Source organism: Pseudomonas fragi, assembly GCF_025426255.1.
Taxonomy (GTDB): domain Bacteria; phylum Pseudomonadota; class Gammaproteobacteria; order Pseudomonadales; family Pseudomonadaceae; genus Aquipseudomonas; species Aquipseudomonas kulmbachensis.
This window is the reverse complement of the sequence record NZ_CP104861.1, coordinates 2969343-2981886: the sequence shown is the minus strand read 5'-3', so window position 1 is coordinate 2981886 and position 12544 is coordinate 2969343. Positions and strand designations below refer to the sequence as shown.

Genomic DNA, 12544 nt, shown 5'->3' with positions numbered 1-12544 from the left:
AAATGCACAAAAATGGATCGGACCTTGATCGAGCGACGTCAGTTCAGCACAGGCATGAAGGGCAAAAACCTGCGCTATCTTAAAGACAGCCCCGCTGAGACAGGCCCAATGGTTCGCACCGGTTTTGTGCTGCTCGAGCACTTTTCGCTACCGGCCTTTACCCAGGCTCTGGACAGCATCATCACCGCCAACCTGCTGCGCGCCGACTTGTTTTCGGCACGCACCTATGGCCTGAGCGACAGCGAAGTAGTCAGCGATCTGGGCCTGGTGATCCGGCCCGATGCGCGGATTGATCCTTCGATGATCAATGAGCTGGACCTGCTGGTGATTTGTGGTGGCTACAGGACAGAGCTGAAGATCAGCGACGAACTGATCGGCTTGCTCCGCGCCGCTTCAAACGCGGGCATCACCTTGGGTGGGTTATGGAACGGTGCCTGGTTCCTGGCCAGTGCCGGGCTGCTGGACGGCTACAGGTGTGCGATTCACCCCGAACATCGACCCGCCCTGGCTGAAGTGGCCAGGGCGGCACAGGTTACCAGTGAGCCCTACGTTATTGACCGCGACCGCCTGACCGCTTCAAGCCCTGCCGGAGCCTTCCAGATGGCATTGGGCTGGATCAAGGGGCTGCACGACAAGGCACTGGTCGAGGGCATCGAGGATATTCTGGCGTTCGAAGAGTCCCGTTATCGTCGGATCAAACCGGTGCAAAATATCTGCGTCAGTGCGCCGCTGCGTGAAGTGGTGAAACTGATGGATGCCAACCTTGAAGAGCCGTTGGAGCTTGAGCAACTGGCCGTGTTTGTCGGGCGCTCCCGGCGTCAGCTCGAGCGTCTGTTCAAGGAGCAGCTGGGCACCACGCCACAACGTTATTACCTTGAGCTGCGTATCACCGAAGCGCGCCGGTTACTGCAACACACCGAGTTGTCCCAGGTCGATGTGCTGGTGGCCTGCGGCTTTGTGTCGCCCAGTCATTTCAGCAAGTGCTACAGCGCCTACTTTGGCTACCGGCCGTCCAAGGAAGTCCGTCTGGTCAAGTAGAGGTCACTGCGGCGTTGGGCCCTGACGCACCAGCTTGAGTGTCTGGCTAAAGGTGCCATCCGGCTTCGGTTGCGTACTCATTTCACCCGTAAAGCCTGCGTAATTCCCGGTGCTGCCAATGACCGCCACCACCGATGTGCCGACCTCATGTTCTTGGCCTGCCACAACAATGCTGGCTTCAACTTTTCCCGCAGCGTCGGTGAAGGACAGGGTCCATTGGCACTGGCTGTGAACCGCGGGCACTGTATTGATGCAGTAGCCACTGTTGGTGCCGATATCCTGATGCGCTTCGTTCATCAGGGGTTGGTCAAATACAAACAGATCGCCTTGCGAGGGACCTGGTGGGCCGATGTCGACAGCATTCTTGATCCCACGGTTGCCGTCCGCGAGGGTGACAAGGGTCAGTGATTCAGACTCATGCGCTTGAGCGCCAATGGGCAAGGTTGTCAGCAGCAGGAAAAAAGCGTGAAGAGTGTTGGTCATGTGCGTGCCTTTATTTTTGGAAGGGGACGCGCAGCTCTGTGGGCGCAACTGCACCAAAAAAGACTAGCGGCCTGCCATTTGGCACGATAGGGCGGATATGTGAACGCTTGTGACGAGGCGGTTAGTCAACGTGTAGTGGGCATGGATTTGCGGGTTTTGCTGCGTTGGGCTGTTGCTTGCAAATCAATACCCAAGGAATGCATCACTTTAATCACGGTTTCAAACCGGGGCTTGGCACCCGGAGCGAAGGCTTTGTACAAACTGGCACGGCCAAGGCCTGTGTCACTGGCAATTTGCGCCATGCCTCGGGCTTTTGCGACGTAGCCAACGGCACGGATAAGCTCGTCAGTGTCGCCTTCGGCCAGCACTTGTGTCAGGTATTCAGTGATGGCTTCGTCGGTGTTCAGCAGTTCTGCCATATCAAACGGCAGCAGTGTAGTGGTCATGCTATATCTCCTTTGCCATTTTTTTTGCCTGGCGGATATCGGCAGGCTGTGTGGACTTGTCACCCCCGGCCAGCAAAATCACGATCGAGCCGCCGCGCAGGGTGAAATAAACGCGATAGCCGGCTCCGACATCAATGCGCAGCTCGGATACGCCATCGCCTACGGATTTAAAGTCTCCAAGGTTGCCCGTTATTACCCGGTCAATCCGTCGTGCGATGGCAATGCGTGCACGCAAATCTCTTACATTCAGCAGCCAAAGAGCAAATACCCTGGTTTGCTGTATTTCATGATTCATAAGTGATTGTCTCTATTTGGAGACAGATGGCAAGTACTGATACGTGCCTGCATCCTATTCTCCGATGAGTGGGTGTGGCTGCGCGCCGGTTGTCTGGAAAAAGACTAGCAACCGGGATTCATCGAAGCAGGGTGGATATGTGAGCAGCTATAACAGGACAGGCACCGATGCAGGTCTTTAAGTACAAGTTGCCGGTTGCTCAGTCGCGCCAGGGATATAACGCAATGTGACTGCCCAAAACCCCAGTGCTATCACGCTGACACCGGCGCCAAGTACACACACGCCAGTCCAACCGTAAGTTGCGTATAGGGCCGTGGATGCCAGTGCTCCCAGCCCGCTGCCGACAGCATAAAAGAGCATGTAGCAACCCACGACCCGGCTATGTGAGTCGGGACTTGCGCTGAAGATCATGCTTTGGTTGGTCACATGAATGGCCTGCGCGCCGAGGTCGAGAATGACCACACCGATGACCAGCCACAGCATCGAGTAAGGGGTGAGCCACAGGGCAAACCAGGCCAGTATCAGCAACCCCAGTGATACACCGGTTGTCCATTGGCCCAGGCCTTTATCTGCCCACACGCCTGCGCGCGTGGCGGCGAGCGCACCCACTACACCGACCAGACCGAATGTGCCAATGGCGGTGTGCGAAAACTCGTAGGGCGTCCGGGTCAGGAGAAACACCAATGCACTCCAGAAGATGCCCAGCACTGCAAAAATAAACAACGCGAGCATGCCGCGGATTTGCAGCACGCGGTCTTGCTTGAGCAACGTAAACATTGACCAAACCAGTCGTGGATACGGCATCGGGGCGGCTGAAGGTCGCTGCGTCGGCAAGACGCTGCAAAGGATCAAGCCGAGCACCGTCATCACCAGCGCTGAACCCAGGTAAACCCAACGCCACCCGGCCAGGTCCGAGATCAGCCCGGCAGCCAACCGTGACAGCAACAGGCCAATCACAACTGCGCCTTGAACCGTGCCGACCACCCGGCCACGTTCCTGGGGCAAGGCCGAGGTGGCGGCGAAGGCAATCAGGCCCTGGGTCATGGCGGTCCCCAACAGCCCGACCGCGAGCATGGCTAAAAGCAGGATCGCGGGGGAGTGGGTTGCGCCGACGCAAAAAAGCGCCGCGATCAATGCGCCAATCTGGGCCAACATCAAGCGGCGGCGGTTGATCTGGTCACCCAGCGGCACGACCAGCAGCAAGGCCAGTACACTGCCGATTTGGGTGGCAGTAATTACCCCGCCAACGGCGCCAGGGCTGATGGCAAAGTCGGCAGCCAGTTGATCCAGCAACGGCTGGGCGTAATAAACGTTGGCCACGCTCAGCCCGCTGGCGCAAGCAAGCAGCGCGACCAGCCCGCGTGGAGTTGCCGCAGGGGCTGGGTAAACATGATCACTGTGCACGGGCAAACCTCTTGGCAATCTAGTCTCAAAATAAGACTGGTTTCATTCTAGGCTAACCAGTCTTAAAATAAAACTTGTTGCGTGAAGTCAATCTGATTTCCGAGGCAAGCAAAGGAGCCTGTATGGCCAAGCAGCACATTGATCCAGCGCCAACCTGTCCGGTGGCCAGGTCTGTGGACTTGATCGGCGATCGCTGGTCGTTGCTGATTGTGCGCGACGCGTTTGATGGCGTTCGGCGTTTCGGTGATTTCCAGAGTGGTCTGGGGGTTGCGCGCAGCGTATTGACCAACCGCCTGAAAAACCTGGTTGAGGCCGGTATTTTTGAAGTGCGCCCGGCATCAGACGGGACCTCGTACCAGGAGTACGTGCTGACGGCGAAGGGCGAGAGCCTGTTCCCGGTGGTCGTTGCATTTCGGCAATGGGCCGAGCAGTACTTGTTCGAGCCCGAAGAGGCGCGTTCGCAGTTGGTGGACAGCGCCACAGGCCTGCCGCTGGGCCTGATGCAACCTGTCACTGACGATGGTCAGGTGATTGCTCCCGAGCAAACCCGGGTCAAAAAAAACCCGGCGTGACCGAAGTCACGCCGGGAGTAGTGCCAGCCAACGCTTGGATATCGTGGGTCCGCACGCTGGCTGTTTGAACGCTTTACACCTTAGCTGCGCTCGATGGCCAGGGCCACGCCCATGCCGCCGCCGATGCACAGGGTGGCGAGGCCTTTTTTGGCGTCGCGCTTGATCATCTCGTGCAGCAGCGACACCAGCACACGGCAACCTGAGGCCCCGATCGGGTGGCCCAGAGCAATGGCGCCACCGTTGACATTAACCTTGGCCATATCCCATTCCAGCTCTTTGCCCACCGCCAACGATTGCGCGGCGAAGGCTTCGTTGGCTTCGATCAGGTCCAGTTGGTTGAGGTCCCAGCCAGCCTTGCTCAGGCAGGTGCGGGTCGCCGCTACCGGGCCGATACCCATGATTGCCGGGTCGACACCGGCGCTGGCATAACCGGCGATCCGGGCCAGTACCGGCAGGCCCAAGGCCTTGGCCTTGTCGGCACTCATCAGCACCACGGCTGCGGCGCCATCATTGATGGTCGAGGAGTTGCCGGCGGTGACGCTGCCGTCTTTCTTGAATGCTGGCTTGAGCTTGCCCAGCGACTCGGCAGTGATCCCGGCGCGGGGTTGTTCATCGACCTCGAAGGACAGTGGATCGCCCTTGCGCTGTGGAATCAGGATCGGCGTGATCTCGTCCGCGAAGCGCCCGGATTCGATGGCCGCGCTGGCTTTTTGTTGCGAGGCGGCGGCGAAAGCGTCCTGTTGTTCACGGCTGAGGTGGTATTTTTCTGCCAGATTCTCGGCAGTGATACCCATATGGTAATCGTTGAAAGCGTCCATCAAACCGTCGTGCAGCAGGCTGTCGAGCATCTTCGCATGGCCCATCCGCAAGCCGGTGCGAGCGGCAGGCAGCACATAGGGCGCCAGGCTCATGCTTTCCATGCCACCGGCGATAATCACCTCGGCATCGCCGCAACGAATCGCCTGGGTCGCCAGGTGCAAGGCCTTGAGGCCGGAACCGCAGAGTTTGTTGAGGGTCAGTGCCGGGACCGTGTGGGGCAGCCCGGCAAGGATCGACGCCTGACGTGCCGGGTTTTGCCCGCAGCCTGCGGTCAGCACCTGGCCGAGGATTACTTCATCTACCTGATCACCCTTGAGGCCAGTTTTTGCCAGCAACTGACGGATCACCGCAGCGCCGAGTTCGGCTGCCGGGATATTGGCCAGCGCGCCCTGAAAACTGCCAATCGCCGTACGAGTAGCGGCGACAATGACGACTTCTTGCATCAAATCTCTCCTAAAAATGGCCGGTTCAGGCGAATTGCATTTCCGGTACGTGGTCCGGAACGATCAGCTTGCCCGCGGTTTTGCGGATGATCTCGTCAACACTGACGCCGGGTGCGCGTTCCTTGAGGATAAACGCACCGTTGTCGATTTCCAGGTAGGCAAGGTCGGTCAGTACGCGTTTGATGCACCCGGCGCCGGTCAGCGGCAGGCTGCAACGCGAGAGCAATTTTGACTCTCCGTCCTTGGAGGCATGGGTCATGGTGACGATGATGTTATCCGCGCCCGCCACCAGGTCCATCGCGCCGCCCATGCCCTTGACCATCTTGCCGGGAATCATCCAGGAGGCGATGTTGCCGTGTACGTCGACCTCGAAAGCGCCGAGTACGGTGAGGTCGATATGGCCGCCGCGAATCATCGCGAACGATTCGGCCGAGGAGAAAATCGACGCGCCCGTACGGGCGGTGACGGTTTGTTTGCCAGCGTTGATCATGTCGGCATCCGCTTCACCGACGCGGGGGAATGCGCCCATGCCAAGCAGGCCGTTTTCCGATTGCAGCATGACTTCCATGCCTTCGGGGATGTAGTTGGCCACCAGGGTCGGGATGCCGATACCGAGGTTTACGTAGAAGCCGTCCTGCATTTCGCGGGCGACGCGCTGAGCCATTTGTTCGCGGGAAAGAGCCATTCTTATTCTCCGTGCTCCGGGTCAAGAGCTTTGGGCTGGGGCTTGGGCAAATTCAGGTGGGATCAGGAACGCTCGGTGAGCTGTTCGATACGTTTTTCGAACGTGCCGCAAATGATCCGGTCGACGTAAATGCCTGGGGTATGGATCTGCGTCGGGTCCAGCTCGCCGGGTTCGACGATTTCTTCGACTTCAACCACGGTGATCTTGCCCGCAGTGGCGGCCAGCGGGTTGAAGTTCTGTGCAGTGTGGCGGTAGATCACGTTGCCGAAGTGGTCGGCTTTCCAGCCTTTGACAATGGCGAAGTCGCCGGTGATGGACTCTTCCATCAGGTAGGCGCGGCCCTTGAACTCACGGGTTTCCTTGCCGTCGGCCACGGGCGTGCCGACGCCGGTGGCGGTGAAAAATGCCGGGATACCGGCACCGCCAGCGCGCATTTTTTCGGCGAGGGTGCCTTGAGGGGTCAATTCCACCTCGATTTCGCCGCTCAGCAGCTGCTTTTCGAACAGGGCGTTTTCACCCACATACGAGGCGATCACCTTGCTGATCTGGCGATCTTCGAGCAGTACACCGAGACCGAAACCGTCAACCCCACAGTTGTTTGAAACCACGGTCAGGTCGCGGATACCCTGGCGCTTGATCTCGTTGATCAGGTTCTCCGGGATCCCGCACAGGCCAAAGCCGCCAGAGATCACAGTCATGCCGTCCTTGAGACCGGCCAGGGCTTCCTCGTAGGACGCCACGCGCTTGTCGAAACCTGCCATATGCACCTCTTTTATTGTTTGTGGGCTGTGCTTAGCCATTTGTAGCGAGTGTTACCGCACGGGATTGATTTGTTAAGTTGATTTTTAATGTTTATTAATAGGTAAAATGAATTAATCATTTTGAGGCCAAGCCCATGACCGTGAAACAGATCCGCGCTTTCCTTGCTGTGGCCCAGAGCCTGAGTTTTGCCGTGGCCTGCGAGCGCCTGCATCTATCGCAGTCTGCCTTGAGCCTGACCATCAAAGCATTGGAGGAGGGCTTGGGCGGGCGCTTGTTCAGCCGGACCACGCGCAATGTGGCCCTTACCTCGGAAGGCGAATCGCTGCTGCCGCTGGCCCGGCGCCTGATCGCCGACTGGGACAATGCCGAGGATGAGATGCGCCAGCGCTTTACCCTGCAACGTGGGCGCGTGACCCTGGCGGCCATTCCTTCGTTTTCGGGCAACGTGCTGCCAGCTATTTTGAAGAGTTTTCGCGTGCGCTATCCCAAGGTCAACGTCACGGTGAATGACGTGATCAACGAGCAAGTGCTGGAAATGGTGCGTGACCGGCAGGTGGAACTGGGCGTGGCTTTTGAGCCTGCGGCCGGTTCGTCGTTGACGTTTACCCCGTTGTATCTGGACCGTTTTGTCGCGGTGGTGCCTCGAGAGTCCGAGTTGGCAGGGCGCTCGCTGATTGACTGGAAAACCCTGCTCCAACAGCCGTTCATTACCTTGCAACGGCCCTCTGCGGTAAGGGTGATGCTTGAAGAGCACCTGCAGGCACGGCAGATGAAGTTGCCGGTTGAGTTCGAGAGTCATCAACTGGCCACGGTGGGGCGCATGGTCGCCAGCGGGCTGGGCGTCAGCGCAGTACCGGCCCTGTGCGCCGAGCAGATGCGCGAACTCGGCGCGTGTTGCATCACCCTGCATGAACCGGTGGTGGAGCGGGCCATAGGCATACTGACCAAGCCCGGCCATGAGTTGTCGGCCGCGGCCCAGGCGATGTTTGACAGCTTGCTGGATAAGTGGCGGGTAGCCAGTGATTTTGAGTAGGCGCCGACTTGTTGTGTATCAATCGTTTGTAGCCTCGTTCTACTCGTCAACTGTCATGAAAAGAGAAGTCGTTGTCGTCTGATGAGAAGCACCTGACCCCCCCGTTGTTTACATTCCAGTCAACGTAAATCGCCGTAGTGCGCTCAGAACGCTGATTGGAGAAACAAAAGCATGGCCCAAGTCGTACGTTTTTACGAAACCGGTGGTCCCGAGGTGCTGCGCTTCGAGGAGGTGGAAGTCGGTGACCCGGGCCCGGGTGAGGTTCGGCTGCGTCACGTCGCTGTTGGCCTCAATTATGCCGATACCTATTTTCGCAACGGCACCTACCCGATCCCGATGCCCAACGGCATGGGCGTTGAGGCGGCCGGTATCGTGGCCGCAGTGGGTGAGGGGGTGAGCAATGTCGCGGTCGGGGATCGCGTCACCTATACCGGCTTCCTCAACACCCTGGGTGCCTACAGCACCGAGCGCCTGATCTCGGCTGCGCCATTGATCAAACTGCCGGAGAGCATCTCTTTCGAAACAGCCGCAGCCATGACCATGCGCGGGCTGACGTCTGCCTACCTGATGCGCCGCATCCATGACTTCAAGGCCGGGGACAGCATCCTGTTGCATGCCGCCGCCGGTGGCGTGGGTCTGATCGTTTCGCAGTGGGCCAAGCTGCTGGGCCTGAAAGTGATCGGCACCGTGTCCAGCGATGCCAAGGGCGAAGTTGCCCGCGCCCATGGTTGCGATCATGTGATCAATTACAGTCACGAGGATGTTGCCAGCCGCGTCCGCGAAGTGACCGATGGTGTGGGCGTCAACGTGGTGTTCGACAGCGTGGGCCAAAGTACCTTTATGGGTTCGCTGGACTCGCTCAAACGCCGCGGCCTGATGGTCTGCGTGGGTACCGCTTCCGGCCCGATCCCGGCATTTAACCCGGCGTTGCTGGCGATGAAAGGGTCGCTGTTCATGACGCGCCCGGCATTGGCTGATTACATCGCAGACCCGGCAGAGAAGGCCGACCTGGCCGGTGAGCTGTTCGATCTGGTGGGCAGCGGCCGGATCAAGATCGAGATCAACCAGCATTACAGCTTGCAGGATGCCGTCCAGGCTCACCGTGACCTGGAATCGCGCAAGACCACTGGCTCGTCGATCTTCGTTATCTAAGGACCAAGGAGGTTATTCGTCATGCAAGTCGAACAACTTACCTGTCACATTGGCGCCGAGCTTACCGGCGTCAACCTTGCCGATGCCGTTCATGACGCGGGCCTGTTCGCTGAGATCCGTGCCCAGTTGCTCAAGCATCGCGTGCTGTTCCTCAGGGACCAGGACATCAGTCGCGCCGATCACGTGGCCTTCGCCCGGCGCTTCGGTGAGCTGGAAAACCATCCGGTGCTTGGCAGCCACCCGGACCATCCCGGGCTGGTGCAGATTTACAAGACCCCGGACAGTCCGGCTGACCGTTACGAGAACAGCTGGCACACCGATGCCACCTGGCGCGATGAGCCGCCGATGGGTTGCGTACTGCGCTGTGTCGAGTGCCCGCCGGTTGGGGGCGACACCATGTGGGCCAATATGGTGGTGGCTTATGAACGCTTGCCAAACGACGTGAAAGCGAAGCTTGAGGGCCTGCGTGCCCGGCACAGCATCGAGGCCAGTTTCGGCGCGGCGATGCCCATCGAAAAACGTCTGGCGCTCAAGGCCCAGTACCCGGATGCGGAACACCCAGTGGTGCGTACCCACCCGGAGACTGGCGAGAAAGTGCTGTTCGTCAATTCTTTCGCCACCCACTTCAGCAACTACCACACCGCCGAGCGCGTGCGTTACGGCCAGGACTTCAGCCACGGTGCGTCCGAGTTGCTGCGCTACCTGATTGGCCAGGCGAGCATTCCGGAATACCAGGTGCGCTGGCGCTGGAAGCCAAACAGCATCGCTATCTGGGACAACCGTAGTACCCAGCACTATGCGGTGATGGACTACCCCGCGTGCCATCGAAAAATGGAACGCGCCGGGATCCGTGGCTCAACTACCGACTGAACAACCTCACCTGAAGCCAGATCAATGCCCGTTGGGCGAACAACAATAAAAAGGACACCGACATGCAATTTTTCGACGATTCCCTGCACCCCGAAAACATGGAAAAGGTGGTTATTACCGTCGCCCCTTATGCCCCTGAGTGGATGCCCGAAGACTTTCCGGAAGATATTCCGGTGACCATGGATGAGCAGGTACAGAAGGCTGTTGACTGCTATGAAGCAGGCGCCACCGTACTTCACTTGCATGTACGCGAGCTGGACGGCAAAGGTTCCAAGCGTTTGTCCAAGTTCAACGAGTTGATCGCCGGTGTGCGTGAAGCCGTGCCCGACATGATTATCCAGGTTGGCGGCTCGATTTCCTTCGCGCCTGAAAGCGATGGCGAAGCGGCCCTGTGGCTGTCCGACGACACCCGGCACATGCTCGCGGAGCTGTCGCCTCGGCCGGATCAGGTGACGGTAGCGATCAACACCACTCAAATGAACATCATGGAGTTGCTGTACCCGGAGTATCGCGAAGGCACCTCCCTGGACAATCCGCTTTACGAAGCTGCCTACAGCGAAATGACGGTTCCAGCAGGTCCGGCCTGGGTGACCGAACACCTCAAGCGTTTGCAGGCCAACAATATCCAGCCGCACTTCCAACTGACCGGCATCCATGCCTACGAAACCCTGGAACGCATGGTGCGCAAGGGGCTCTACAAAGGTCCGTTGAACTTGACCTGGATCGGTATTGGTGGCGGTTTCGACGGCCCCAACCCGTTCAATATGTTCAACTTTATCAATCGCGTACCGGATGGCTGCACGCTGACTTCCGAGTCGCTGATCAAGAACATGCTGCCGCTCAATACCATCGCCTTGGCCATGGGCTTGCACCCGCGCGTGGGGACTGAAGACACGATCATCGACCAGCACGGCAAACGCTTTACCAGCGTGCAGCAGATCCAGCAGACCGTGCGCATCGCCCACGAACTGGGACGTGAGATCGCCACCGGCAAAGAGGCCCGCGACATCTACCGTATCGGGGTGCAGTACGAGACGGTCGAACAAACCCTGCTGGCCAACGGCATGGCGCCCAACCGCAAGCCGGGGCAAAAAGGCGTACCGCGTCGCGCGTGAGGTGACATGAAGCAGGAAGCTCGAGGCTTCCTGCTTGCGCAGGGCCAAAAAACAACAATAAAAAACAGGTGCAAGACACCGAGGAGGCTGCATGGCCTATCACCACAGCACTGTGGGCGATGAAGAAGACACGTCGGCCGGTATCCCGCGCAGATACGCCTGGATTGTGTTCGCGCTGACTTTTGGCTTGTTGATTTCTGATTACATGTCCCGCCAGGTACTCAATGCCGTATTCCCGACACTCAAAAGTGAATGGGCACTGAGTGACAGCCAACTGGGCCTGCTCAGTGGCATCGTTGCCCTGATGGTCGGCCTTTTGACCTTCCCCCTGTCACTGATGGCCGACCGCTTTGGGCGAGTCAAAAGCCTGGCTCTGATGGCCTTGCTTTGGAGTCTGGCCACTTTAGGTTGCGCGCTGGCGCAGAATTACCAGCACATGCTGATTGCGCGCTTTATGGTCGGTGTCGGCGAAGCGGCCTACGGTAGCGTCGGTATCGCCGTGGTGGTCTCGGTGTTCCCCAAAAGCATGCGTGCCACCTTGGCCAGTGCCTTTATGGCGGGTGGTCTGTTTGGTTCGGTGCTCGGCATCGCCCTGGGCGGAGCCATCGCGGCCAAACTGGGCTGGCGCTGGTCGTTCGCCAGCATGGCGCTGTTTGGTCTGGTACTGGCAGTGCTTTACCCGTTGATCGTCAAGGAAGCCCGCATCGCTCCACAACGTCTGGCGAGCTTAAGGAACCAGAGCAAGACCGTGTTCAAACGTCCGCTGCGGACCTTGTACAGTACCCGCTCGGTGATCGCAGCCTATGTGGGCAGCGGGTTACAGATGGCCGTCACGGGCAGCTTGATCGTATGGATGCCCAGCTATCTGAATCGCTATTACGCGATGGGCGAGGCCAGGGCGGGCAGTGTCGCGGCAATCATGGTGTTGTGTTGTGGCGCCGGGGCAATCCTGTGCGGGATGCTCAGTGATCGTCTTTGCCGTCAGTCACCATTGCGCAAAATCGAGATCTCCATCGCTTACTGCCTGGGCAGCTGCCTGCTGCTGTCGCTGGCGTTGATCCTGCCTGCCGGGCCAGTACAACTGGTGCTGATCGGCATGGGCATGTTGATGGTGGCGGGCACTAACGGTACTTGCGCCGCTATGGTTGCCAACTTGACCCACTATTCGGTGCACGGCACTGCGTTTGCCACCCTGACCCTGGCCAACAACCTGCTGGGCCTGGCTCCTGGACCTTTTATCACCGGCCGGGTTTCGGACGTTATTGGTCTGCATGGAGCACTCCAGTGGATGCCATTGATGAGCATCGCTGCAGCGGCAGTGTTCTTCTACACCCGCCACCATTACCTCAACGATGTGGCCAGCGCCAGGATTCAGGAGGTGGTTGAGACACCCCACAAGCCTGCCTGCGAGGTGCTGTCGTGAGCGC

14 protein-coding genes are annotated in these 12544 nt (G+C 59.0%); 7 read left to right on the top strand and 7 right to left on the bottom strand.

The features are described 5' to 3' along the window. Window positions 1–12: 12 nt before the first annotated feature. Window positions 13–1038, top strand: coding sequence for a GlxA family transcriptional regulator (locus tag N7D90_RS13590; RefSeq protein WP_261738506.1), 1026 nt, complete (start codon window positions 13–15; stop codon window positions 1036–1038). A gap of 3 nt (window positions 1039–1041) precedes the next feature. Here the strand turns inward: N7D90_RS13590 and N7D90_RS13585 are convergent, their stop codons facing one another. The 4 genes from N7D90_RS13585 to N7D90_RS13570 form a co-directional block, all read right to left on the bottom strand. Next, window positions 1042–1521, bottom strand: coding sequence for a hypothetical protein (locus tag N7D90_RS13585; RefSeq protein WP_261738505.1), 480 nt, complete (start codon window positions 1519–1521; stop codon window positions 1042–1044). A 125-nt stretch (window positions 1522–1646) separates the two neighbouring features. Then, window positions 1647–1967, bottom strand: coding sequence for an addiction module antidote protein (locus N7D90_RS13580; RefSeq protein WP_261738504.1), 321 nt, complete (start codon window positions 1965–1967; stop codon window positions 1647–1649). A gap of 1 nt (window position 1968) precedes the next feature. Further along, on the bottom strand, window positions 1969–2262 hold the full coding sequence (locus tag N7D90_RS13575) for a type II toxin-antitoxin system RelE/ParE family toxin (RefSeq protein WP_261738503.1): 294 nt from the start codon (window positions 2260–2262) through the stop codon (window positions 1969–1971). A 177-nt stretch (window positions 2263–2439) separates the two neighbouring features. After that, window positions 2440–3666 carry an MFS transporter gene (locus N7D90_RS13570; protein WP_261738502.1) on the bottom strand — a complete coding sequence of 409 codons (1227 nt, stop codon included), beginning with the start codon at window positions 3664–3666 and terminating at the stop codon, window positions 2440–2442. Window positions 3667–3788: 122 nt separating this feature from the next. Between N7D90_RS13570 and N7D90_RS13565 the strand changes: the two genes are divergently transcribed. Then, window positions 3789–4238, top strand: a complete 450-nt coding sequence (locus N7D90_RS13565; RefSeq protein ID WP_261738501.1) for a winged helix-turn-helix transcriptional regulator — start codon at window positions 3789–3791, stop codon at window positions 4236–4238. Window positions 4239–4318: 80 nt separating this feature from the next. On the opposite strand, the gene N7D90_RS13560 is transcribed toward N7D90_RS13565, so the two are convergent. The 3 genes from N7D90_RS13560 to N7D90_RS13550 form a co-directional block, all read right to left on the bottom strand. Continuing rightward, entirely contained in the window at window positions 4319–5500 is a 1182-nt protein-coding gene (locus N7D90_RS13560) for an acetyl-CoA C-acetyltransferase (protein ID WP_261738500.1), read from the bottom strand. A 25-nt stretch (window positions 5501–5525) separates the two neighbouring features. Then, entirely contained in the window at window positions 5526–6185 is a 660-nt protein-coding gene (locus N7D90_RS13555) for a CoA transferase subunit B (RefSeq protein WP_261738499.1), read from the bottom strand. Between the two features lie 62 nt (window positions 6186–6247). Then, the gene (locus tag N7D90_RS13550) at window positions 6248–6946 is read right to left on the bottom strand and encodes a CoA transferase subunit A (protein ID WP_261738498.1); all 699 of its coding nucleotides are present in this window, start codon (window positions 6944–6946) and stop codon (window positions 6248–6250) included. A 134-nt stretch (window positions 6947–7080) separates the two neighbouring features. Here N7D90_RS13550 and N7D90_RS13545 point away from each other — a divergent pair, with 134 nt between their 5' ends. From N7D90_RS13545 to N7D90_RS13525, 5 genes are all read left to right on the top strand, one after another. Continuing rightward, window positions 7081–7980: a LysR family transcriptional regulator gene (locus N7D90_RS13545; protein ID WP_261738497.1), complete on the top strand. Its 900-nt coding sequence runs from the start codon at window positions 7081–7083 to the stop codon at window positions 7978–7980. A gap of 171 nt (window positions 7981–8151) precedes the next feature. Next, window positions 8152–9132 carry a quinone oxidoreductase family protein gene (locus N7D90_RS13540; RefSeq protein WP_261738496.1) on the top strand — a complete coding sequence of 327 codons (981 nt, stop codon included), beginning with the start codon at window positions 8152–8154 and terminating at the stop codon, window positions 9130–9132. A 21-nt stretch (window positions 9133–9153) separates the two neighbouring features. Next, a complete protein-coding gene (locus N7D90_RS13535) occupies window positions 9154–10002 on the top strand; it encodes a TauD/TfdA dioxygenase family protein (RefSeq protein WP_261738495.1) in 849 nt (282 codons plus the stop codon). Window positions 10003–10064: 62 nt separating this feature from the next. Next, entirely contained in the window at window positions 10065–11117 is a 1053-nt protein-coding gene (locus N7D90_RS13530) for a 3-keto-5-aminohexanoate cleavage protein (RefSeq protein WP_261738494.1), read from the top strand. Between the two features lie 91 nt (window positions 11118–11208). Next, window positions 11209–12540, top strand: coding sequence for an MFS transporter (locus tag N7D90_RS13525; RefSeq protein WP_261738493.1), 1332 nt, complete (start codon window positions 11209–11211; stop codon window positions 12538–12540). Window positions 12541–12544 lie beyond the last annotated feature (4 nt).